The organism is Dechloromonas agitata is5 (assembly GCF_000519045.1).
GTDB lineage: Bacteria > Pseudomonadota > Gammaproteobacteria > Burkholderiales > Rhodocyclaceae > Azonexus > Azonexus agitatus.
This window is the reverse complement of the sequence record NZ_KI912532.1, coordinates 181,416-205,138: the sequence shown is the minus strand read 5'-3', so window position 1 is coordinate 205,138 and position 23,723 is coordinate 181,416. Positions and strand designations below refer to the sequence as shown.

Genomic DNA, 23,723 nt, shown 5'->3' with positions numbered 1-23,723 from the left:
CAGACGCCTGATAAGACGAGGAGCGAGCAGTGCGCAACAACCAACCGATAACCAACGTCGAGATTCCCCTCAACGACGATACCCTGATTGTCTCCAAGACCGATCTGAAGGGGCGGATCACCTATATCAACCGTGATTTCCTGCAGATCAGCGGCTTTACTGAGCAGGAGCTGCTGGGCGAACCGCACAATATCGTCCGCCACCCCGACATGCCGGTCGAAGCATTCGAGGACATGTGGCGTGACCTCAAGGACGGGCGCCCGTGGACGGGGCTGGTCAAGAACCGCTGCAAGAATGGCGATTATTACTGGGTGCTGGCGACGGCCACGCCGACCCACGATGCCGCTGGCAATCACGACGGCTACATGTCGGTTCGTCGCAAGCCGGCAGCGCAGCAGGTTCGGGCGGCGGAAGAGGCCTATCGCCTGTTCCGCGAGCAGCGGGCCGGCGGCTTGCGCATCCGCCACGGCGCGGTAGTCAAGGGCGGCGATTCGCTGTTCGCCAACCTGTCGCTCAAGGCGCGAATGATGAGCGGCTTCGGGCTCATGCTGGCAGCCTTGCTCGTCGTGGCCCTGCTGGGCATGTGGGGCATGTCGCGAACGAACGATGAAGTGACCGGCATCTACGAGCGCCGTGTCATTCCGCTCCAGGAAATTTCGATCGTCGGCAAGTTGATGGCGGACAATCGCACGCAGATTCTGGCGGCCCTCCAGCACGATCCGGCCAACTCCTACGCCAAATTGCACGATCATGGGATCGATACCCACCTGGCGGCCATCGATAAGAACATTGCCGCGATTTCCGAGCACTGGGCCATCTACCGCAAGCAGGTACGCTCGAGTGAGCACCTGAAACAGGTCGAGGTGCTGGACCAGGCCCGGGAACGCTATCTCAAGGATGGCTTGCTGCCGGCGCGGGCTGCGCTGGCTGAAGGGCGTTATGCCGATGCCAACGAGATTCGGCACAAGCATGTGGATCCGGCCTATGCCGATGCTTCGCAGGGCATCGAGAGCCTGCTCAACTACCTGAGAACATCGGGCGAGAGCCAGGTCGCCGAGGCCGGGAATTCCTACGCCAGCATCCGGCTGTGGATGGTGCTGGCCGGCGTTATCGCGCTGGCGATCGGCGTCCTGGTTGCCCGTGCCTTGATCCAGACAGTGACCCGTCCGATTGCCGATGTGCTGGCTACCTTCAAGTCCCTGGCTAACGGGGATTACACCCGCAACGTCGATATTTCCCGTAACGATGAGATGGGGAAGGTGCTGCAGGGGTTGCAGTCGATGCAGATCCAGCAGGGCTTCAATGTCGCCGAGGCGGCCCGTGTTGCCGAGGAGAACCTGCGCATCAAGATCGGTCTCGACTGTGTGGATAGCCCGGTCCGCATTGCCGACAACGAGGGGCGCATCATCTATGCCAACCGCGCCTTGCTCAAGGCATGCGGCGAAATGGAGGACGCCTTGCGCGCCTACATTCCCGGCTTTACAGCCAATGCCCTGGTGGGGAGCGACCTGGGTGTCTTCTATCGCGAAAACCGCGAGGAAGCCCTGGAGCGCCTGCGTAACCTGAACGAGACTCGGCGTTCGGAACTGGCAATCGGTGACCGTGTTTATATGGTGACCACCAATCCGATCGTCAGTGAGCGTAACGAGCGCCTCGGTACGGTCGGAGAATGGCGTGACCGGACGGCTGAAATCGCTGTCGAGAAAGAGGTCGCCGGCATCGTCGGCGCTGCGGCCAATGGCGAGTTCAGCCGCCGGGTCGATGTCGCTGGCAAGACAGGTTTCTTCCTCAAACTGGCGGAAGACCTTAACCGCCTGCTCGATACCAGTCAGCAGGGGCTGGAGGATGTCGGCCGGGTGCTGTCGGCGATCGCCGGTGGCGATCTGTCACAGAACATCACCGCCGACTATGCCGGGACCTTCGGACAGTTGAAGGACGATACCAATGCCACGGTCGCCCGCCTGCAGGAAATCGTCGGGCAGATCAAGGAAGCGACGGACGCGATCAACACGGCGGCGAAGGAGATTGCGTCGGGCAATCAGGACCTGTCGAGCCGGACGGAAGAACAGGCGAGCAGCCTGGAAGAAACGGCGTCCAGCATGGAGCAGCTGACCAGCACGGTGAAGCAGAATGCCGACAACGCGCGGCAGGCCAACGAACTGGCCGGGACGGCACAACAGGTGGCGGTCAAGGGCGGCGAAGTGGTCGGCCAGGTGGTCGACACGATGAGTGCCATCCACCAATCGAGCAGCAAGATTGCCGACATCATCGGGGTGATCGACGGCATCGCCTTCCAGACCAACATCCTGGCGCTCAATGCGGCGGTTGAAGCGGCACGGGCCGGGGAACAGGGGCGCGGCTTCGCAGTTGTCGCCACCGAGGTCCGCAATCTGGCGCAACGCAGCGCCGCGGCAGCCAAGGAAATCAAGGGGCTGATCTCGGACTCGGTCGACAAGGTCGAAGCCGGTAACCGCCTGGTGGACCAGGCCGGACGGACGATGGAAGAAGTCGTCAGCAGCATCAAGCGGGTGGCCAAGATCATGGGCGACATCTCGGATGCCAGTCGCGAGCAGAGCTCGGGCATCGAGCAGGTCAGTCTGGCGGTCAGCCAGATGGACGAGGTGACGCAGCAGAACGCGGCCCTGGTCGAAGAGGCGGCGGCAGCGGCCGAGAGCCTGGAAGAGCAAGCGGGCAATCTGGCCCAGGTCGTGGCTGTCTTCAAACTGGACGACGGTGCGGTTGCGCCACGCCTGGCGGCACCGCGTTCGGCCTCCGCCCCAAAGCAGGCGCCACGCAATGCGCGGCTGGGGGGACGCAAGGCAAACATGCCGACCAGCCTCGACGACGAATGGGAAGAGTTCTGATCATGAGCGATTTGAAGAAAACAATTCCCCCTGTTTCGCCCTTGCGCTCGGCGCTGTCTTCCAGCCTGCCGAAGCGGGATGCCACCGTTCGGGAATTCTCGTTTTCACCAGCCGATTTCGAGCGCGTGCGCAAGCTGATTCATCAGCATGCCGGGATTTCGCTGTCACCGGTCAAGCAGGATATGGTCTATTCCCGCCTGGCCCGTCGCTTGCGGGCGACCGGCAAGCAGTCCTTTGCTGAGTATCTCGATGCCCTGGAAAAGAACGGTGGTGACGAGTGGGAGCGTTTCGTCAATTCGTTGACCACCAACCTCACCTCCTTCTTCCGCGAGCCACACCACTTTCCGATCTTCGCCGAACATCTGCGCAAGCTCGGCAACCGGCGCCCGATCCGGGTGTGGTGCTCGGCTGCTTCGACGGGCGAGGAGCCCTATTCGATCGCGATCACGGTGCTCGAAACCTTTGGTGCCAACGCCTCGCATGTCTCCATCGTCGCCTCCGACCTTGACACCAATGTGCTGGCCACGGCGCAAAAGGGCGTCTATCCGGCCGAGCGCGTCGAGAAGCTGTCGCCGGAACGCCTGCGCCGGTTTTTCCTGCGCGGTACGGGGGCACAGGAGGGCTTTGTCTCGGTGCGTCCGGAGCTAAAGAGCTTGATCCAGTTTCAGCGCATCAACCTGCTCGACGCGAGCTATGCCGTGAAGGGGCCGCTCGACGTGATTTTCTGCCGGAACGTCATGATTTACTTCGACAAGCCGACCCAGTACAAGATCCTGTCGCGCTTCGCACCGCTCATGCAGCCGGATGGCCTGATGTTCGCCGGACATTCGGAGAGTTTCCTGCATGCGGCCGATCTGTTCCGGTCGCAGGGCAAGACCGTTTACACCCTGGCCAGCGCACGATAGGGAAAAGCAGCTGTGCAACACGGCTACGACGAAAATCTCGCAACGAACTGCTACTTCGACCGCAAGTTCGGTCTGGAGGCTGCCAAGATTTTGCCGGGCGAGTATTTTGTCGCCAATCGGGAGGCTTTGCTGGTCACTGTTCTCGGCTCCTGTGTTGCGGCCTGTATTCGCGATACAGACTCGGGCATCGGCGGCATGAATCATTTCATGTTGCCGGATGACGGGGGGCGCGACACCGTCGGGAGTTCGGCGCGCTATGGCACCTACGCCATGGAGGTGTTGATCAACCACCTGCTCAAGCTCGGGGCGCGCCGTAATCGCCTGGAGGCGAAGGTCTTCGGCGGCGGGGCCGTGCTGGCCAGCTTGGCGAGCAGCAACGTCGGGGTGCGCAATGCCGAGTTCGTCCTGAACTTCCTGAAAACCGAGAAAATTCCGGTAGTCGCCAAGGACCTGCTGGATTCCTACCCACGGAAAATCTACTATTTCCCGCAGACTGGCCGGGTTCTTGTCAAGAAACTGCACCGCGTGCACAACGACACTCTCTTCAACCGCGAAAACGATTACAAGACCCGGCTTTCGGGAGCGAAGATGGAAGGCGAAGTGGAATTGTTCATTTGAGACGCCGCTCGTGGATTGCGCCTAGAACCCATTAATAGATAACAAAATGCCCCAAAAGATCCGAGTCCTGGTGGTTGACGATTCCGCCCTGATGCGCGGCCTGCTGAGCCAGATGATTGCTACGGCGCCCGACATGGAGGTGGTCGGAGCGGCACCGGATGCGCCGACGGCGAGGGAGATGATCAAGGCCCTGAATCCGGACGTCCTGACCCTGGATGTCCAGATGCCGAAAATGGATGGCCTGGAGTTCCTCGAGCGCCTGATGCGCCTGCGGCCGATGCCGGTGGTGATGGTCTCCTCCTTTACCGAGGCGGGCTCGGAAACGACACTGAAGGCCCTGGAGTTGGGCGCCATCGATTTCATCGGCAAGCCGCGGTCCGATGGCGGGAGGAGCATGGAGAACTATGCGGAAGAACTCATCGATAAAATTCGCGCCGCCAAGGGCGCTCGTCTGCGCCGCCCGGCGGCTGCGTCCGCTGCCATGTCGACGGTAAAACCGGCGGTGGCGCCGAAAGCCGGCTTGGGAAACAGTGGCAAGATCATTTTCCTCGGTGCCTCGACCGGTGGCACGGAAGCGATCAAGGATTTCCTGCTCGGTGTACCGGCCGATTGCCCCCCCATCCTGATCGTTCAGCACATGCCGGAGGCTTTCACAGCCTCCTTCGCCCGGCGCCTGGACAGCCTCTGCGCACCGCGCGTCATCGAGGCCCAGGGCAACGAAAAGGTGGAACCCGGAACGGTTTACATCGCGCCGGGTCATTCCCACATGCAGATCAAGCGGACCACCAACGGTTACGCCATCGAACTGGCGTCGACCCCGCCGGTCAATCGGCACCGTCCCTCGGTCGATGTCCTGTTCGACTCGGCCGCCAGTCTGGTCGGCCGCAAGGCGATCGGGGTGATCCTGACCGGCATGGGCAAGGATGGTGCCCAGGGGTTGTTGCGCATGCGCCAGGCCGGTGCCCGGACCTTCGGACAGGATGAAGGCAGTTGCGTCGTCTATGGCATGCCGCGCGAGGCTTATCTGATCGGTGCGGTCGAGGAGCAATACCCCCTCGATGAGATAGCCCGACGGGTGCTCGCCGCCGCTCCTGCCTAGGAACAATGGCTTGTTCTCGGTGGGTAAAGGTTTAAACTAATGTGAGATTTGCTCTTTTTGGATAGGAATACTCATGCAAGCAAGCGTTCTTAACGAGTCTGGCAAGGCAACCATCAAGCTGGCTGGTCGTTTCGATTTCAATACGCATCGCGAATTCCGCAGTGCCTACGAGCCCTTGGTGACCGACGCTGCTGTACGCTCGGTCGTTGTCGATTTTTCCGGAGTCGATTACCTCGATAGTTCTGCGCTGGGTATGTTGTTGATGTTGCGGGATAAACTGGGTGGTGCCAACAAGGAAGTCGCCCTGAGCGGGGTGCGTGGCAACGTAAAGCAGGTGCTCGATATTGCTAACTTTGGTAAATTGTTTCAGATTTCCTAAATGTTGTAGGTGGCCTGCCGTTAATATAATGATGGCCTGGTGAACAAAGATAGGGGCAGGCTTCGCTGCCAAGAAGTTGCCGGAGGCAAGCCTGAGCCTGGCAGCATGCGAAAGGAAGACGATGTCGGAACTACTGAAGAATATTGATGCGCGAACCAAGCTGGCGGGGACGAACAAGCTGGAAATCCTGCTCTTCTTTCTCGGAGTGGACCAGCGTACCGGCCGCCGCGAGACTTATGGCATCAACGTCTTCAAGGTTCGTGAAGTCATGCGCACGCCGGCCATCACCGCCGCTCCAGACATGCCTTCGTCGGTCGAGGGAATGGTCAGTCTGCGCGGCGCATTGGTGCCGGTGATCGACCTGGCCAAGTACTCCGGCATTGCGGCCAGTACGCCGCGCGAAATCATGATCGTGACCGAGTACAACGGTCACACCCAGGGTTTTCTGGTCGAGGGGGTGGACACCATCCTGCGCCTGGACTGGAGCAAGATGCGGGTGCCGCCCGAAATGCTGACCGCCCAGACCGGCGGTCTGGTGACGGCGGTGACGGAACTGGAAGATAACCGTCTGGTGATGATGATGGATGTCGAGAAGGTGCTCTCCGAGACCACCAGCATCGATAACGAGATCATGTATCGCGGCGTGGTTCCGGTTGATCGCCCGGACTGCACGGTTTTCTATTGCGACGATTCCAGTGTCGCCCGCAAGCAGATCGAACGCACGCTCGTTGCCATGGGCGTCAAGGGGGTTGCGGCGGTCAACGGCCGACAGATGTGGGAAGAGATGGAGAAGGTTGCCGTCTATGCGCAGTCAGTTGGCAAGCCGGCATCTGCGATCATCAATCTGGTGCTGACCGATATCGAGATGCCGGAAATGGATGGCTACATCCTGACCAAGAAAATCAAATCCGATCCCCGCTTCAACGGGATTCCGGTGGTCATGCATTCGTCCCTGTCGGGTATGTCCAATCAGAAGCTCGGGATGTCGGTCGGCGTCGATGAATACGTGCCCAAGTTTGAACCACTGCGCTTGTCGGAAACCCTGGCGCGTCGTCTGGGCGTTGATATCGCGCCGGTCGTCTCGGCTTGAGAGCGGGAGTGAACGATGAACCTCGTTGAGAACAAGAATCTTCTGGATAGTGTTGATGCGCGGACGCGGCTGGCCGGTTCCAACAAAATGGAAATCCTGCTTTTCACGCTCGGGACGCGCGAGATTTTCGGCATCAACGTCTTCAAGGTGCGCGAGGTCGGGCGTACGCCGCACATTACCAAGACCCCCAACATGCCGCGCGGCGTCGAGGGGCTCATCTCGTTGCGCGGCAACGTGATCCCGGTCCTGTCGCTGGCGCCATTCCTGCATCTCGATACCCAGCCGGGGCGTGGCAAGACCATGATGGTCGCCGAATACTCCAAGCGCACCCTCGGCTTCCTGGTGCATGAGGTCGATCGCATTATCCGGGTCGATTGGGAGCGCGTTAAGGCACCGGAAAGCGTTTTGTCGGCCAACCAGGGGTTGATCACGGCAGTCATCGAACTAGAGGATGGCGGCCTGGTTTCCATTCTCGATGTCGAACAGATACTGGCCAACGCTTTCGGTGAGGCGATGATCGTCGATATCCCGCCGGCGCGTGTCGATCCCGATACCAGTGTCTTCTTCGTCGATGACTCGATCGTTGCCCGACGCAAGATTTCGGAGGTACTCGACAAGCTCGGTGTCCGCCACAAGCATGCGACGAACGGCATGGAGGCCTGGACGCGGCTGCAGGGCATCGCTGCGCACGCCATGCAGATGGGGCGCAACATTCGCGACGACGTGCGCCTGATTCTGGTCGATGCCGAAATGCCCGAGATGGATGGTTATGTGCTGACCAAGAACATCAAGTCCGATCCCCGGTTCGAAGGGGTGCCTGTGGTCATGCACTCCTCCCTCTCTTCCGAGGCAAATCGCGCCATGGGCAAGGCGGTCGGTGTCGACGCCTACGTGGCGAAATTCGATGCCGAAGCGCTGGCCGATACCTTGCGCCCGCTAATTGAACGATAACAAACAAGAGTTTCTGGAGTAGTCGATGGCTGATCCCAAAATGCGTTTTCTGGTGGTGGATGATTTCTCCACGATGCGCCGTATTGTCCGCAATCTGTTGAAGGAGCTCGGCTTTACCAATGTCGATGAGGCCGAGGACGGGGCCATCGCCCTGCAGAAGCTGCAGGCCGGCGGCTTCGAGTTCGTCGTCACCGACTGGAACATGCCGAACATGGATGGCCTGACCTTGCTGCAAACCATCCGGGCAACGCCAAACCTCAAACACTTGCCGGTCTTGATGATCACGGCTGAAGCCAAGAAGGAAAACATCATCGCTGCTGCCCAGGCCGGGGCAAGCGGCTACATCGTCAAGCCCTTTACTGCAGGAACGCTTTCCGAAAAGCTGAACAAGATTTTCGAGAAAATGGGCCAGGCCTAAGGGGATAGCATGTCTGCCACCAACGATTCCGCCGATCTGGAAGCCCTCTTCGAATCGATCGCTTCCGATTACGCCCCGCCCGCTGCCACACCGGCGCCCGCACCCGCACCTGAGCCCGCTGCTGCAGCCAATGCGGATTCTGACGACCTGCAGGCGCTGTTCGACAGCATCGCTGCCGAAACGGTGACGCCCCAAACGCAGGCTGAGCCAGCGAACATCCAACCGGACGCCGCCGAGACCGCCTCTGGCGGCGAAGAATGGCCAAAGCAGGAAGCGGTCTTCAATCGCATCGGCCATATGGCACGCGCATTGCACGATACCCTGGGCCAACTGGGATACGACAAACTGCTCGAGCAGACTGTCTCCGCCCTGCCTGATGCCAAGGACCGCCTGGCCTACGTCGCAAACCTGACCGAGCAGGCGGCTTGCCGGGTGCTCAATGCGACCGATATTGCCGGCCCGCTGGTCGACGAGATTGAGAGCTCTTCTTCAGCCCTGGCGGCTCGCTGGGACAAGGCGTTCGCCAACCAACTCGGTGTCGCCGAGTTCAAGCAACTGGCCGAGGAAACGCGGGCGCATCTGAAGGATCACATCCCCGCCAAGACCCGAGCGACACATGCCCAGTTGACCGAAATCATGATGGCGCAGGATTTTCAGGATTTGACCGGCCAGGTCATCAAGAAGGTTGTCGCCCTCGCGCAGGAACTGGAGGCCGGGCTGATGGGGGTGCTGCTCGAGGTTGTGCCGGAAACCAAGCGGACTGGGGAGGTGGCCAGTTTGATGAATGGGCCGGTCGTGAACGCCGAAGGGCGTTCCGATGTTGTGGTAAACCAGGCGCAGGTGGATGACCTGCTCGACAGCCTCGGATTCTGAGGAGGGGCACTATGAGTGACTTTAGCGGCATGGAAGATCTCCTGCACGATTTTCTGCAGGAGGCGAGCGACTTGTTGTCCGATGTCGACAACAAGCTGGTCGATCTGGAAAAAATGCCGGATGACCGCGGATTGCTCAACGATATTTTTCGGGGCTTTCACACCGTCAAGGGGGGGGCGGGCTTCCTCAATGCGACCGAACTGGTGACCCTGTGCCACCTGACAGAGAACCTGTTCGACCGCCTGCGCAACGGTGAGCTGGAACTGACGCCGGAGTTGATGGACGTCATCATGGCGGCCACCAAGGGGGTTCGCGAAATGTTCGGCGAGTTGGGGCAGATGGTTCAGCCACAGCCAGCTGATCCGGGCGTGCTTGCCGCGCTGCAGGGTGCCCTGGCCGGCGAGGTACCGGTCATCGCCGCGGCTCCCGCGAGTGCGCCGCCGCCGGTTGCTGAAGCAGTGCCGCCTGTCACCCCCGGGGAGCCGGACTGGAATGTCCTGCACGCGGCCGTGACTGGCCAGGCAGCGGCGCCGCAGCAGGCTGCAACAGGCGAAGTGCTGGCCAAGGCGCCGGCACCGGCCGCGGCGGCCGAAATTGCCGTGGTGCCGGCGGCCGGCATGCCGGCCGATGCCGGGCAAGCCACTGCGGCTTCGCCCTACGGTCGTCGCGCCACTGACCGTCCGGGCGGTCAACCGGTCAATGCCCGGCGTGCCGAGGAGCGGGTACGCGAGAACACCATCCGGGTCGATACCTCCCGTCTTGACCAAGTGCTGAACTTGTCGGGCGAAATCGGCCTGACCAAGAACCGCCTGACCAGCCTGCGTGCTGATATCCTGGCCGGCAAGAATGATTCCGAGACGCTGCACGCTCTCGATCAGGCAGTCAGCCAGCTCGACCTGCTGGTTTCCGATCTGCAGAACTCGGTCATGAAGACCCGCATGCAGCCCATTGGCCGCCTGTTCCAAAAGTACCCGCGCATTGCCCGCGATCTGGCTCGCCAGTTGGGCAAGGATGTCGAGCTGGTGCTGGCCGGTGAGGAGACCGAGGTCGACAAGACGATGATCGAGGATCTGGCCGATCCGCTGATCCACCTGATCCGCAATGCGGTCGACCACGGCGTCGAGATGCCGACCGAGCGCCTGGCGGCCGGCAAGCCGTCGAAGAGCCTGGTTCGTCTCGAGGCGCGCCAGGAGGGTGATCACATCGTGCTGATCATTGCCGATGACGGCAAGGGCATGAGCGCCGAGCGCATCCGGGCGAAGGCCATCGAGAAGGGGCTGATTTCGGAAGAAGAGGCGAACGTCCTGGATGAGCGGCAGAGTTTGAACCTGATTTTCCTGCCGGGGTTCTCGACCAAAACGCAGATTTCCGACGTGTCCGGCCGTGGTGTCGGCATGGATGTCGTGAAAACCAATATTCAGAAGCTGAACGGCTCGATCGAGATTCGCTCCGAACCGGGCAAGGGCTCCGTTTTCATCATCTCGCTGCCGTTGACCTTGGCGATTCTGCCGGTGCTGCTGGTGCTGCTGGGCGATCAGCCGTTCGCCCTGCCCTTGTCGCTGGTACGCGAGATCCTGCCAATCGACAAGTCGCGCATTCAGGAGGTCGGCGGCAAGGAAACGTTGGTTGTGCGGGGCGAGGTCCTGCCGGTCATCACGCTTTCCCGTCTGCTAGGCTGGCCGCTCGAACGCGATCCGGAGTATGGCGTGTTCATGCAGACTGCCGAGCGCAGCTTCATCCTCGGTGTCGATAGCTTTGCCGGGCGAGACGATGCGGTGATCAAGTCGCTGGAAGACTTCCGTCCGCGTGGCGTTGCAGGGGTGACGACCTTGTCCAACGGGCAGATCGTGCTGATTCTGGACATGAAGGAACTGCTGGCCGACCTCGGGCAGCATGTCGATATCGGCTCGGCCGTCAGGGCGCTCGACTTCGCCTGATTCCCGTTTAAGGTCAACGAGTTGAGAGGGGGCTTCGGCCCCTTCTTTGTTTTTGGATGTTTACTCTGTTGTCATGTGCTTGCGTTCGGCATCTGAGAAACATTCTAAAAAAGGTGGTGTACCTATTTAATTTTTCTAGTTTTTTCCTATAATGGCCGTAACCTAGACACTGAACGGCCATGGCGGAAGATAGCGACCTCGAAAAAACCGAAGAGCCTACTGGCAGGCGAATCGAACAGGCCCGCGAGCAAGGCCAGGTCCCCCATTCCCGTGAACTCGGCACATTTCTCGTTCTGGTGGTTGCTGCAGCGACGATCTGGATGATGGGTGGCTGGTTCGTCCAGCGCTCGATGGCCCTCATGCGCAAGGGATTCCTCATTGAAGCGCCGGTCATGCGCGAACCCGCCCTGATGCTGCCTCGCCTGGCCGAACTCTCCGGCGATGCCTTGCTAACTTTCTCGCCCTTGCTGGCGGTAATGTTTGTTGCGGCTATCCTGCCGCCGTTTTTCCTGAACGCCTGGGTTTTCTCGCCGAAGGCCCTGGTTCCCGACCTGAAACGACTGAACCCCCTGAGCGGCTTCGGCCGGATGTTCTCCTGGTCCAGCCTGATGGAGTTGGTCAAAGCGCTGCTCAAGGCCGTGCTGGTCGGCGGAATTGCTGCCTTGCTGATCTGGAAGGAGCGCGACGAGCTGTTCGGCTTGCTCAGCGAACCCCTTGAGGTTGGTCTGGCTCATGCCGGGCATCTGGTTTCATTTTCCTTCCTGATCCTGGTCGCCGCCCTGGTCATCATCGTCGCTGCCGATGTTCCCTTCCAGCTCTGGCAATACTTTGACAAGCTGAAGATGACCAAGGAAGAGGTCAAGCAGGAAATGAAGGAAATGATGGGCGACCCGCACGTCAAGGGCCGCATCCGCAGCCTGCAGATGCAAGCTGCCCGCAAGCGGATGATGGCGGCGGTACCCCAGGCGAACGTGGTGGTGACCAATCCGACCCACTATGCCGTTGCTTTGTCCTATCAAGCGGGTATGGCGGCGCCGAAAGTGGTGGCCAAGGGGGTCGGGGCGGTTGCCCTGAAAATACGCGAACTGGCCGGCGAGCATGCTGTGCCGATACTCGAGGCGCCACCCCTGGCGCGAGCCCTCTACAAGCATACGGAAATCGACGCCGAAATCCCCTCCGCCCTGTACAACGCAGTCGCGGAGGTTCTTGCTTATATCTACCAGTTGGCCAACTGGCGCCAGGCGGGTGGCGTCTATCCGGTGCCGCCGCGCGACTTGCCGGTGCCGCCCGAGCTTGTTCCGGAGGCTGCGTAAATGGCCGCCTCGTCGATGAGCATGCAGAATTTCCTGGGACGGCTGAATGTGACGCAGCTGGCGGCGCCCGTTCTCATCCTGATGATTCTGGCGATGATGGTGTTGCCGCTTCCGGCTTTCGTGCTGGATGTCTTCTTCACCTTCAATATCGCCATCTCGGTGCTGGTTCTGCTCGTTGCGGTCAATACCCAGAAGACACTCGATTTTTCGGTGTTCCCGACTGTTCTTCTGGTCACGACGCTGCTTCGTCTGTCACTCAACGTGGCATCGACCCGGGTGGTCATGCTCGAAGGACATAGCGGTCCGGACGCAGCCGGCAAGGTGATCGAGGCTTTCGGCCACTTCCTGGTCGGCGGTAACTTCGCCGTCGGTATCATCGTCTTCATGATCCTGGTGGTCATCAACTTCGTGGTCATCACCAAGGGTGCCGGCCGGGTGGCGGAAGTCTCGGCCCGCTTCACGCTGGACGCGATGCCCGGCAAGCAGATGGCCATCGATGCCGACCTCAATGCCGGCTTGATTGGCGAGGAAGAAGCCCGCAAGCGGCGTTCGGACATCTCCCGCGAATCGGAATTCTTCGGCTCGATGGACGGTGCCTCCAAGTTCGTCCGGGGTGATGCGGTGGCTGGCATCATCATCATGCTGCTCAACGTCGTGGGCGGCCTGATCGTTGGTGTGCTCCAGCACAACATGGAACTGGCCCAGGCCGCCAAGGTATACACACTGCTGACCATCGGTGACGGTCTGGTCGCCCAGATTCCCGGACTGATCATCTCGATTGCGGCCGGCATGGTGGTGACCCGTGTCTCCGACGATCGCGACATCGGCCAGCAGGTGATGGGCCAGATGTTCCGGAATCCCAAGGCAATCGGCATCACGGCCGCCATCGTCGGTTTCCTCGGCATGATCCCGGGCATGCCGAACCTGGTCTTCCTGCTCCTTTCCTCGGCCCTCGCCTGGTTCGCCTGGAACATGACGCAGCGTGAGAGGCGTGTCGTCGAAACCCCGGTTCCCGTAGCGCCGCCCCCCGTGCAGGAGGCCCTCGAGGCGAGCTGGAACGATGTCGCGCCGCTCGACGTGCTCGGCCTGGAAGTCGGCTACCGCCTGATCCCGCTGGTCGACAAGTCTCAGGACGGCGAGCTGCTGCGCCGTATCCGCGGCATCCGCAAGAAATTTGCCCAGGAGGTCGGCTTCCTCGTCTCGCCGGTGCATATCCGGGACAACCTGGAGCTCAAACCAAACGCCTACCGCATCCTGCTCAAGGGGGTCGAAATCGGTCAGGGTGAAGCCTTTGCCGGTCAGTATCTGGCGATCAATCCCGGTCGCGTGGCCGGTACGCTCAATGGCACCAATACCACGGATCCGGCCTTCGGCCTGCCGGCGACCTGGATCGATGCCGGCCAGCGCGACCAGGCCCAGGCCTACGGTTATACGGTGGTCGATGCCTCGACCGTCGTGGCAACCCATCTCAATCACCTGATCCTGACCCACGCCGCCGAACTGCTCGGCCGCCAGGAGGTGCAGCAGTTGCTCGATCACCTGGCCAAGGAAATGCCGAAGCTGGTTGAGGATCTGGTGCCCAAGGTGCTGCCGCTCGGTACCCTGCAGAAGGTTCTGCAGGCCATGCTGGAAGAAGGTGTTCATATCCGCGACATGCGTACCATCATCGAGACGGTGGCCGATCATGCGACGCGCACGCAGAATGCCGACGATCTGGCGACGCAGGTGCGTGTCGCCCTCGGCCGGGCCATCGTCCAGCAGCTCTTCCCCGGCAATGGCGAGATGCAGGTCATGTCGCTTGACCCGACGCTGGAGCGCCTGCTCGCGCAAGCGGTTGCCGGCGGCTCCGAAAACACCAGCTTCGAGCCCGGTCTGGCCGATACGCTGATCCGCGAAACCGCCGCTGCCGCGCAGCGCCAGGAAAGCCTCGGCCTGCCCGCCGTGCTGCTCGTGCCAGCCAGCCTGCGCCTGCTCCTGTCGCGCTTCCTGCGGCGAACCGTTCCTCAACTCAAAGTGCTTTCCCACACCGAAGTGCCGGAAGCCCGAATCATCAAGGTGACCTCGATCATCGGAGGTAAAACATGAACGTCAGAAAATTCATCGCTGCCAATGCCAGGGATGCCTTGAGGAAGGTCAAGGAGACACTGGGCAACGACGCGATCATCCTCTCCAACCGGGGCGTGCCCGGTGGCGTGGAGATCATGGCCGTCGCCGCCCGCGACATGGCCATGATCGTGCCGACCCCGGTTGCCGAAAGCGCGTCGGCGCCTCGTCAGTCCTTCCCCCCGGCTGCTGCCCAGCCGGCGTCGCGCGCGCCGTTGGTGGATAGTGATGACGATTATCGCGTCGTGCTGAATTCGGCGCGGGCGCGCATTTCACAGCCCATGCCGCAAAATGCCGTACCGCCGGCGCCGACCATGCAACGCCCGGCAGTCAATCACGCGATCCCCGCGAAAGCTGCCGCCACGGTCAATGCCGGTATTCCCAAGAACGGCGCCCTGCGTAACCTGGATCTGAATCGCCCGGCGCAAACGCCGGTCCCGCCGCGCGTGACGCCTGCCGCGGAACCGACCCAGCAGCCAGCCTCGGCCTCCCCGCCGTCGGCGGCGCGTCGTACCGAGGCGGAAGTGGTGCCGCTGGCGGTCATGGAAGAAATCCGCTCCCTGCGCAAGATCGTCGAGCAACATCTGGCCGGCTTTGCCTGGGGCGAGGTGGCGCGTTCCGAGCCGGTCAAGACCGACATCCTGCGCCAGATGCTGGATGCTGGCTTTTCGCCGCAGTTCGCCCGTGACTTGCTGACTGAACTGCCGCAGGATATGAGCACGATCGAAGCGATGGCCTGGGTAAAAGGGGCGGCGGACCGCTCCCTGCTGACCATCGGCAACGAAGACGACATCGTCGACCGCGGCGGTGTTTATGCGCTGGTCGGGCCTACGGGCGTTGGCAAGACGACCACCACCGCCAAACTGGCGGCACGTTGCGTCCTGCGTCACGGGCCGAGCAAGGTCGCGCTGGTGACGACGGACGGCTACCGGATCGGTGCCCATGAGCAACTGCGCATCTACGGTCGCATCCTCGGCGTTTCCGTGCATCTGGTGAAGGATGCCGTCGAGTTGCGTCAGACCCTCAGCGAGTTGCAGCACAAGCACATGGTCCTGATTGACACCATGGGCATGAGCCAGAAAGACAAGCTGGTTCCGGAGTTGACCGACATGCTGGCCGGCTGCGATGTGCAGCGCCTGCTGCTGCTCAACTCCACCGCACGGGGCGATACCCTGGATGACGTGGTGCGGGCCTACGCCGGCGAATCTCTGGCCGGTTGCATCCTGACCAAGATCGACGAAGCGGCGAGCCTGGCGACTGCCCTCGACGTGATCATGCGCCACCGCCTTCGCCTGCTTTATGTCTCGAACGGCCAGCGTGTACCGGAAGACCTGCACCTGCCCAACCGCAGCTATCTGCTGCATCGTGCCTTCAAGGATGTGCCGGAGAGTTCGCCGCACAAATACGACGGTATCGAACCGGGCATGCTGATGGCGAACGCCGGGATGATGGCGGTCGGAGGTCGTCGTGGCTGATTTCCGCGTCGACCAGGCCGCCGGACTGCGGCGCCTGTTGGGCGGTGGCCAGCAACTGCAGGTCGTTACCTTCGTTGCCGGATGCGAAGGCGTGGGGCGCAGTGTGGCCGTGGCCAACATCGGCGTTGCCATGGCTCGCCTGGGCAAGGAAGTCCTGATCATCGACGAGCATCCACCGGGCGACGATATTGCGACGACCTTTGGCCTGGTTGCGCGTGGCGATCTGCTCAATGTTGTGCAGCGTGAAACGGCACTCTCCCTGGTTCTGCTGCAGCCGATGCGCGGCCTGCGGGTGTTGCCGGCGGCACGTGCTGTCAAGAAGCTGGGGCGGCTTTCCCTGCACCAGCAGCAAACCCTGCTCGATGCGATGTCCGGCCTGGACCGGCCGGTCGATGTCATTCTGGTTGACGCCAGCACGGCCCATCCGCATGGTTTTTCTCCCTTCGGCCTTGCCGCCCAGGAGGCCGTGGTTGTCCTCTCCGGCAGCAGCGCCTCGATCACCGAGGCCTATGCGCTGATCAAGAAGGTCAGCCATGCCTTTGCCCGCAAGCATTTCCGCATTCTGGTGAACAAGGTGCGCAGCCAGCCGGATGCTCGTTCGATCTACGAGAACATCGCCCAGGTTGCAGCGCAGCGCGGTATTGCCCGCCTCGACTACGCCGGCGCGGTACCCCTTGACGAATCCCTGCGCCAGGCCGTCCAGCTGGGGCGCCCGGTGTTGCTGCAGGCGCCTGATTCACCATCGGCGGCGGCCTTCCGCGACATTGCCTCGGACATGCTCTATTGGCAGCGCAGCGACAGCGAGGCGGCCGGGGTCGAGCAATTCATGCAGCAACTGTTACACTTGAGCCAACGTATAACTCCCCACGCATTACGAGCCTGATGTATACCGCTGCCGGGCAGCCAAACAGGGAACAGTTGGTTCAGCGCTACGTGCCGCTGGTGAAGCGTATCGCCTATCACCTGATGGCCCGCCTGCCACCCAGCGTTCAGTTCGACGATCTGGTCCAGAACGGGATGATCGGGCTGCTCGACGCCATCGACCGCTATCAGGAGGGTTTCGGCGCCCAGTTCGAAACCTATGCCACGCAGCGGGTGCGCGGCGCCATTCTCGACGGCCTGCGCGAGAACGACTGGTTGCCTCGCAACTTGCGGCGCGAACTGCGCCGTATCGAGGCGGCCATCAACCAGCTTGAACATGCACATGGCCGTGCCCCCTCGGAGCGGGAATTGGCCGACGCGTTGGGTATGTCGCTTGGTGATTACCAAAAGACGCTGCAGGATGCCCGCGGGCACCAGCTGGTCTATCTTGAGGATTTTACCGGCGATGGCGACGAGGATTACCTGGAGCGCCATTTCACCGATAACGACGCCGATCCTGCCGCTATTCTGGAGGATCAGGGCATCAAGGCCATGTTGGTCACTGCCATCGGCCAGTTGCCGGAGCGCGAGCGGCTGATGATGGCATTGTACTACGAACAGGATCTCAATTTGCGCGAAATCGGCGAAGTGATGGGTGTGACCGAATCGCGCGTCTGCCAGTTGCACAGCCAGGCGATCTCACGCCTGCGGGCGAAAATCACCGGCGAGGTGCCAAAGGCGGCCAAGCGGCGCAAGGAGACGGCGCGTGGATAAGATCAGCCTGGCTGGCCTGGCGATTGGTCTGGTGGCGATCATTGGCGGGCAGATTCTGGAGGGCGGCCATGTCGGCTCGCTGGTCCAGCCGACCGCCCTGCTGATCGTGCTGGGGGGGACCCTGGGCGCGGTGCTGCTGCAAAGCCCGGTCCATGTCTTTCGCCGCGGCATCGTGATGGCGAAGTGGGTGTGGGTGCCGCCGGTCATCGAGCAGAAGCGCCTGATCGAACAGATTCTAGTCTGGAGCCAGTTGTCCCGGCGGGAAGGGTTGCTCGCGCTGGAGAACCAGATGCCGCGCGTCAAGGACGAATTTACCAAGCGGGGCCTGCAACTGTTGGTCGATGGTGCCGACCCCGAACGCATCCGCGAATTGCTCGAAGTCGAGATCAACACCTTTGAGGATGAATGGCGGCAATCGGCCAAGATCTGGGAATCGGCCGGCGGCTATTCGCCGACCATCGGCATTCTCGGTGCGGTGATGGGGCTCATTCACGTCATGGAAAACCTGTCCGATCCTACCAAGCTGGGGGCGGGCATTGCCGTTGCCTTCGTCGCCACCATCTACGGGGTCGGGCTGGCCAACCTGGTTTATCTGCCGATCGCCGGCAAACTGAAGTATTACATCGGGCGCATGGTGTCGACCCGGGAGATGTTGATCGACGGCCTGGTCGGTATCGCTGTCGGCGACAACCCGCGCATCATCGAAGCCCGTCTCAAGGGCTATCTGCACTGATGGCCCGGCGGCGTCGCGAGGAAGAGCACGAGAACCACGAACGCTGGCTGGTTTCCTACGCCGATTTCATCACGCTGCTGTTCGCGTTTTTTGTCGTGATGTATGCCATCTCGTCGGTCAACGAGGGGAAGTACAAGGTGCTTTCCAATTCCCTGGTCAACGCCTTCAAGAATACGACTGCCCAGCCGGGCGGTCAGCCGATTGCAGTGATCCAGGGGGCGCCGCTGCTGCCGGTCAAGCCGGTGGCCAAACCGGATAAAGCAGTCGACCAGAAGAAGGTCGAGCAGCGCCAGAAAATGAAGAACATGGCTGACGACATCAAGAATGCGCTGCAACCCTTGATTGCCCAGGGCAAGGTCAAACTGCTCGAAACCAGTCGCGGCGTAACGATTGAAATCAACGACAGCGTCCTCTTTCCAGCCGGTCAGGCCAAGCTGGAGCCGGCTTCGATGAGTGCCATGCTGGCCATTGCGCAGGTTCTCGCGGCATCGGATTTTCCGATCACCATCGAAGGGCACACCGACAACGTTCCGATCGCAACGCCGCAATTCCCCTCTAACTGGGAGTTGTCCGCCATGCGGGCGACCACCGTGTTGCGCCTGTTCAATGATGGCGGGGTCGGGGCGGAAAGACTGACGGCAATCGGCTACGGCGAAACGCGGCCGGTCGATACCAATACGACGCCTGAGGGCAGGGCGAGGAATCGCCGGGTGAGCGTCCTGATCGACTCCAATCGTCCGGAAGAGCCGACCGAACTGAGAGAAGCCCGACCGTCGCCTTAGTGTTGTAGCGTGGAAACCGGCAGTTGCGGGTCTAGGCCGAATCGATGATCCGGCTACCGCTGGCCGCCAGTGTCTGGCCGTTGGCGCTGTACAGCGCCGGTTTTTCGCCCTGCTGCGTCAGGGCGGCGAGCAGTTCGCTGGTTTGCCGGGCATGCATGTCGAGCAGGCGGGCATTGAGATCGTGTGTGGTTTTGGCCTGGCGGGCGAGTTCCAGCAATTGGCGCCACAACTCGGCGGCTTGGCGCTCGGTGCTGTGCGTTTTCAGCCAGCCTTCCATGGCGCCGGGCTGGCGTTCGAGCCCCAGGGTGGTGAGTCGTTCGGCTTCCAAGGCATTGAGTTGGTCGACGAGCCGGGCTTTTTCCGCCGTCAGTGACGGCAATTCGCTGATGCGCGCATGCTTGAGGGTGTCCTGTTCCTCATGCAGAACCGAAACAAAACGGGAAATCAGCGCGATTTCCCGTTCGATCAGTGCGGACAGGGCCGACATCAAGCCCGGCGCTGGTTGCTGGCCGTATTGACCAGATCGCGCGCAGACTCCAGCAGGCGATCGGCGATGGCTTCCGGATTGATCTTGAAACGCCCTTCGGAAATGGCCTGCTTGATTTCCTGGATGCGGGCCGTGTTGACCGGTTGCTGTTCCATGCCACGCAGGCTGCCGGCCAGTTGGCTCAGGCTCACAGCATCCTGGGCGGGCGTTGCGGCCGCCGGTTGGCGGGTCGTATTTTGTGCCGGCAGGGCCGTGCCGGTTGGCTTATAGGTGTTGTCGATCTTCATGGCGATGATCCCAATTCTTTGAACTCGAACAGTTTAACGGCATCCGGCCGCAAACCTTTAGGCTAATTGGAAATTTCCACGCTGCCGTTGGCGGTTGCAATGCCGCTGACCGTTTGCCCGGTGGCCATGCGTACCTGCGCCAGTTGCCCCTCCGCCGCATTGTTCAGGGCGCGACCTTCCGCCGTCGCGGCGAATCCGCTACCGCGGACAATGACACGCACGCTTTGCCCCTGCCGGATGACCAGCGGTGCCAGCAACTGATCATTGCGCAATGGCTGACCGGCGCCGAGGGAGTGGCGCAAGGTCTTGCCGACGGCAGTCTGCGGGTCGGTGACGATGCCGGCAGGCAGCGAGGCCAGATCGCCGGTCGCCAGATTCAGGTCGCCCGGCGCGACGGTCTGGCCGGCGACGAGCGGCCGGGCGGTGGTGACATAGTCGCCGGCAATGGCGATCCGCACCGGCAGCAGGACGCTCCAGGTGTTGGGGGCGAGGCAGCGGATGCCGATGTGTGTCCGCCCGCTGAGCCGCGTGCCGGGCGGCAGATAGGCTTCGTGCGTCGTGCACGGCGGCAGGCGGCTGAGATCGAGTTTGCCGACGGTCAGTTGAACCTTGCCGGGCAGGCCTTGTGTCTGCTGCCGAACGAAACGTTCGGCGGTGGCGGCGACGGCATCCGCCTCGTCGGCAGGCAGGCTGCCCGTGGCGAGCATGATCGCGCAGAGTGCGAGGAAGCGGCAAAAACGGGGAAACGGCATCTGCACATTTTGCCTGAGCCATCCTCGCCTTGGCCATGGCTTCCGGCAAGTTTTGCCGATGCCCCTTGCCGCCATCCGTGGCAACGCAGGCGCTATACGGTGTTTTTGGTGTGGCATGGAGCGTGCTTTCAGTCCTTCGAACTCTGGAGCGAATCATGGCATCTCTCGAACAACACGTATCGGTTTACAGTCAGGCCCTGAATCTGCGGGCCCAGCGCCATCAGGTGCTGGCGTCGAACATCGCCAATGCGGATACGCCGCACTACAAGGCCCGTGACTTCAATTTCGAAACCGCCATGCAGCACGCCCTGGCCGGTCGCCAGAATGGTGGCGACGTGACGATGGCCCGCACCCAGGCCGGTCACATGGCCGGTACGGGCGGCAGCGGTCTGGCCAAGTTGCTCTATCGCGGCGAGACGCAATCGGCAGTCGACGGGAACACGGTGGACATGGATGTCGAACGGACGCAGATCGCCGACAACGCCATGCAGTACCAGATCCTGACGCAACTGATCGGTGACAAGTTCAAGGGCATTCGCAGCGCCCTGGCTTCGACCAACTCCTAAGGTGAAATCATGAGCCTTTTCAATGTCTTCCAGGTTTCGTCGAGTGCCATGACGGCCCAGTCGATGCGTCTGAACGCGGTCGCCTCCAACCTGGCCAATGCCGACAGCGTCGTTTCGTCGGACGGCAAACCCTACCGCGCCAAGCAGGTCGTCTTTCAGGCGACGCCGATGGGCAATGTGGGCGAGCTGTCGAAGGGGGTGCGGGTGACCCAGGTCGTCGAGGATGCCGCGCCGCCGCGCCTGGTCTATGACCCGAAAAATCCGGCTGCCGACGAGAAGGGCTACGTCGCCTTTCCCAACGTCAATGTGGTCGAGGAAATGACCAACATGATTTCCGCCTCGCGTTCCTACCAGACCAACGTCGAGGTCATGAATACCGCCAAGACCATGATGCTGCGCACGCTGAGCATCGGTCAGGGCTGATAACCGGAGAACGCCATGAGCACCGTTAATTCAACCAGCAGCACGAACGACCTGATCAAGGCGCTGAACGGCACCAATGGATCAAGCGCCAGCAAGCCCAAATCAGCCCAGGACATGCAGGACAACTTCCTGACCATGCTGACCACGCAACTGCAGAATCAGGATCCGCTCAATCCGATGGATAACGCGCAGATGACCTCGCAGTTGGCGCAGATCAGCATGCTGGAAGGCATCCAGGGACTGAACACGACGCTGACCAGTCTGCTTGCCTCGTACAACACCTCGCAGGCCCTGCAGGCCGCTGGTGCCATCGGTTCCAACGTGCTGGTCGAAGGCAGCCGTCTGGCGCTGGCCAGCGGCCAGGCGCAGGGTGGCGTGATCCTGGGCAGTGCGGCGACCTCGGTGGTCGTCACGATCAAGGACGGCACCGGCAAGACGGTGCAGACCCAGGAGCTGGGCAAGCAGCCGGCCGGTACCGTCGCTTTCCAGTGGGACGGCAAGGATGCCAATGGCGCGCAGGTGGCGGACGGCAATTACACCTTCTCGGTCGAGGCCTCGGCGAGCGGCACCAAGGTCAGTGCCACGCCGATCCAGCTTGGCACGGTTTCTGCTGTTGTTAGAAACGGCACCTCCTTCGTACTCGAACTGACGACCGGGGAAACGGTCGCCTTCGACGATGTTCTGCAATTCATGTGATTTCGGGAGACAGCAATGGCATTCCAACAAGGGCTGAGCGGCCTCAATGCTTCATCCAAGGCGCTGGATGTGACCAGCAACAACATTGCCAACGCCAGCACTGTGGGCTTCAAGGGGGCGGCCACCCATTTCGCGGACGTCTATGCGGCCTCCTTGTCGGGTGGTGGCGCCTCGCAGGTGGGTATCGGCGTCTCGGCCAGCGCCATCGTTCAGCAATACACCCAGGGCAACATCACGACGACCAGCAACTCGCTCGACATCGCGATCAACGGCAACGGCTTTTTCCGCATGTCGCAGGATGGCGCGGTGACCTACTCGCGCAACGGACAGTTCCACATCGATGCCAACGGCTATCTGGTGAACGACACGCAGGATAACGTGACCGGTTACATCGCCGATGCCGCCGGCCTGATCACCGCCAGCACACCGGAAGCACTGCGCATCTCGACCCGCAGCATCGATCCGGTGGCGACCGGCGCCAGCGGCTCGGCCCGGGCCGGGGTCTATGCCTCGCTGCAACTGGACTCGACACAGGGCACGAAAACCTGGGTGACGCCGGCCACGGCAACGCAGGCGCCGAACACCAATTCGTACAATTATTCGACGGCGCTGACTATCTACGATTCCCTGGGTAATCCGCACAGCATGACCATGTATTTCACGAAGGATGCGGTGGCGGGTACCGATGCAGCCGGGACGACCGGGGCCTGGAACGTTCATTACCAGGTGGATGGGGTGAATGGTGAAAGTCTGACGCCCCCCATGGCGACGACTCGCCTCAATTTCAATAACAGCGGCACGCTCATTTCCCCGGCCTTGCCCAGCAACATCAGTATCGATCTGGCTGATGTGATGACAGCCAACGGCAAGACGAACAGTGCCGCGACCCCCTTGTCCTTCACCATCGACTACCGCGACTCCACCCAGTTCGGCGCCAAGTTCAGCGTCAATGAGCTGACCCAGGACGGCTACACGTCGGGCAACCTGGCCGGCCTGTCGATCGGTCCGGATGGTGTCATCCAGGGCAACTACAGCAACGGCCAGACCAAGAACCTGGCGCAGATCGTCCTTGCCAACTTCACCAACCCGAATGGCCTGATGTCGGTCGGCAACAATGCCTGGATGGAGACGGCCGCCTCCGGTCAGCCCAGGGTCGGCACGCCGGACACCGGTACGCTGGGCGTGCTGCAATCCGGCGCGGTCGAGGAGTCGAACGTCGACCTGACGGGGGAACTGGTCAACATGATTGTCCAGCAGCGCAACTACCAGGCGAACGCGCAGTCGATCAAGACCCAGGACCAGATCATGCAAACCCTGGTCAACATTCGCTAAGTAAG

At 61.6% G+C, this 23,723-nt stretch carries 24 protein-coding genes; 21 read left to right on the top strand and 3 right to left on the bottom strand.

Annotated features, from left to right (window positions below; all coding sequences use genetic code 11):
* Positions 1–29: 29 nt before the first annotated feature.
* From K420_RS21015 to motD, 17 genes are all read left to right on the top strand, one after another.
* Positions 30–2,864, top strand: coding sequence for a methyl-accepting chemotaxis protein (locus tag K420_RS21015; RefSeq protein ID WP_027456413.1), 2,835 nt, complete (start codon positions 30–32; stop codon positions 2,862–2,864).
* A 2-nt stretch (positions 2,865–2,866) separates the two neighbouring features.
* Positions 2,867–3,769: a CheR family methyltransferase gene (locus tag K420_RS0101040; protein ID WP_084019518.1), complete on the top strand. Its 903-nt coding sequence runs from the start codon at positions 2,867–2,869 to the stop codon at positions 3,767–3,769.
* Between the two features lie 12 nt (positions 3,770–3,781).
* Complete coding sequence (cheD, locus tag K420_RS0101035; protein WP_027456411.1) at positions 3,782–4,387, top strand: chemoreceptor glutamine deamidase CheD; 606 nt, start codon at positions 3,782–3,784, stop codon at positions 4,385–4,387.
* A gap of 46 nt (positions 4,388–4,433) precedes the next feature.
* The gene (locus K420_RS0101030) at positions 4,434–5,486 is read left to right on the top strand and encodes a protein-glutamate methylesterase/protein-glutamine glutaminase (protein ID WP_027456410.1); all 1,053 of its coding nucleotides are present in this window, start codon (positions 4,434–4,436) and stop codon (positions 5,484–5,486) included.
* Between the two features lie 73 nt (positions 5,487–5,559).
* Positions 5,560–5,865, top strand: a complete 306-nt coding sequence (locus K420_RS0101025) for an STAS domain-containing protein (RefSeq protein WP_027456409.1) — start codon at positions 5,560–5,562, stop codon at positions 5,863–5,865.
* Positions 5,866–5,986: 121 nt separating this feature from the next.
* Positions 5,987–6,955, top strand: coding sequence for a chemotaxis protein (locus K420_RS0101020; protein ID WP_027456408.1), 969 nt, complete (start codon positions 5,987–5,989; stop codon positions 6,953–6,955).
* A gap of 15 nt (positions 6,956–6,970) precedes the next feature.
* Positions 6,971–7,906, top strand: a complete 936-nt coding sequence (locus K420_RS0101015; protein WP_027456407.1) for a chemotaxis protein — start codon at positions 6,971–6,973, stop codon at positions 7,904–7,906.
* 25 nt (positions 7,907–7,931) lie between these two features.
* Positions 7,932–8,324: a chemotaxis response regulator CheY gene (cheY, locus tag K420_RS0101010; RefSeq protein ID WP_027456406.1), complete on the top strand. Its 393-nt coding sequence runs from the start codon at positions 7,932–7,934 to the stop codon at positions 8,322–8,324.
* A gap of 9 nt (positions 8,325–8,333) precedes the next feature.
* Positions 8,334–9,197 (top strand): protein phosphatase CheZ, encoded by an 864-nt coding sequence (gene cheZ, locus K420_RS0101005; RefSeq protein ID WP_027456405.1) that lies wholly within the window; start codon positions 8,334–8,336, stop codon positions 9,195–9,197.
* 11 nt (positions 9,198–9,208) lie between these two features.
* On the top strand, positions 9,209–11,134 hold the full coding sequence (locus tag K420_RS0101000; protein ID WP_027456404.1) for a chemotaxis protein CheA: 1,926 nt from the start codon (positions 9,209–9,211) through the stop codon (positions 11,132–11,134).
* 179 nt (positions 11,135–11,313) lie between these two features.
* Positions 11,314–12,447 carry a flagellar biosynthesis protein FlhB gene (flhB, locus tag K420_RS0100995; protein WP_027456403.1) on the top strand — a complete coding sequence of 378 codons (1,134 nt, stop codon included), beginning with the start codon at positions 11,314–11,316 and terminating at the stop codon, positions 12,445–12,447.
* Positions 12,448–14,532, top strand: a complete 2,085-nt coding sequence (gene flhA / locus K420_RS0100990) for a flagellar biosynthesis protein FlhA (RefSeq protein WP_027456402.1) — start codon at positions 12,448–12,450, stop codon at positions 14,530–14,532.
* On the top strand, positions 14,529–16,025 hold the full coding sequence (gene flhF, locus K420_RS0100985; RefSeq protein WP_027456401.1) for a flagellar biosynthesis protein FlhF: 1,497 nt from the start codon (positions 14,529–14,531) through the stop codon (positions 16,023–16,025). The genes flhA and flhF overlap by 4 nt, the downstream gene beginning before the upstream one ends.
* On the top strand, positions 16,018–16,908 hold the full coding sequence (locus K420_RS0100980; RefSeq protein WP_027456400.1) for a MinD/ParA family ATP-binding protein: 891 nt from the start codon (positions 16,018–16,020) through the stop codon (positions 16,906–16,908). The genes flhF and K420_RS0100980 overlap by 8 nt, the downstream gene beginning before the upstream one ends.
* A complete protein-coding gene (locus K420_RS0100975; RefSeq protein WP_027456399.1) occupies positions 16,908–17,660 on the top strand; it encodes an RNA polymerase sigma factor FliA in 753 nt (250 codons plus the stop codon). The genes K420_RS0100980 and K420_RS0100975 overlap by 1 nt, the downstream gene beginning before the upstream one ends.
* Positions 17,653–18,393, top strand: coding sequence for a flagellar motor protein (locus K420_RS0100970; protein WP_027456398.1), 741 nt, complete (start codon positions 17,653–17,655; stop codon positions 18,391–18,393). Before K420_RS0100975 ends, K420_RS0100970 begins: the two co-directional genes overlap by 8 nt.
* Complete coding sequence (gene motD, locus K420_RS17790) at positions 18,393–19,175, top strand: flagellar motor protein MotD (protein WP_035854352.1); 783 nt, start codon at positions 18,393–18,395, stop codon at positions 19,173–19,175. Before K420_RS0100970 ends, motD begins: the two co-directional genes overlap by 1 nt.
* Before the next feature lie 31 nt (positions 19,176–19,206).
* On the opposite strand, the gene K420_RS0100960 is transcribed toward motD, so the two are convergent.
* From K420_RS0100960 to flgA, 3 genes are all read right to left on the bottom strand, one after another.
* Complete coding sequence (locus K420_RS0100960; RefSeq protein WP_027456397.1) at positions 19,207–19,662, bottom strand: flagella synthesis protein FlgN; 456 nt, start codon at positions 19,660–19,662, stop codon at positions 19,207–19,209.
* On the bottom strand, positions 19,662–19,949 hold the full coding sequence (gene flgM / locus K420_RS0100955) for a flagellar biosynthesis anti-sigma factor FlgM (RefSeq protein WP_027456396.1): 288 nt from the start codon (positions 19,947–19,949) through the stop codon (positions 19,662–19,664). The genes K420_RS0100960 and flgM overlap by 1 nt, the downstream gene beginning before the upstream one ends.
* Positions 19,950–20,011: 62 nt before the next feature.
* Positions 20,012–20,701, bottom strand: a complete 690-nt coding sequence (gene flgA / locus K420_RS0100950) for a flagellar basal body P-ring formation chaperone FlgA (protein WP_027456395.1) — start codon at positions 20,699–20,701, stop codon at positions 20,012–20,014.
* A 155-nt stretch (positions 20,702–20,856) separates the two neighbouring features.
* Here flgA and flgB point away from each other — a divergent pair, with 155 nt between their 5' ends.
* From flgB to flgE, 4 genes are read left to right on the top strand one after another with little or no spacing between them, the layout of a single operon-like run.
* Positions 20,857–21,267 carry a flagellar basal body rod protein FlgB gene (flgB, locus tag K420_RS0100945; protein WP_051452899.1) on the top strand — a complete coding sequence of 137 codons (411 nt, stop codon included), beginning with the start codon at positions 20,857–20,859 and terminating at the stop codon, positions 21,265–21,267.
* Between the two features lie 9 nt (positions 21,268–21,276).
* Positions 21,277–21,690, top strand: coding sequence for a flagellar basal body rod protein FlgC (gene flgC / locus K420_RS0100940; protein ID WP_027456393.1), 414 nt, complete (start codon positions 21,277–21,279; stop codon positions 21,688–21,690).
* A 15-nt stretch (positions 21,691–21,705) separates the two neighbouring features.
* Entirely contained in the window at positions 21,706–22,386 is a 681-nt protein-coding gene (locus K420_RS0100935; RefSeq protein ID WP_027456392.1) for a flagellar hook assembly protein FlgD, read from the top strand.
* A 15-nt stretch (positions 22,387–22,401) separates the two neighbouring features.
* A complete protein-coding gene (flgE, locus tag K420_RS0100930) occupies positions 22,402–23,718 on the top strand; it encodes a flagellar hook protein FlgE (protein WP_027456391.1) in 1,317 nt (438 codons plus the stop codon).
* The last annotated feature ends 5 nt before the right edge of the window (positions 23,719–23,723 follow it).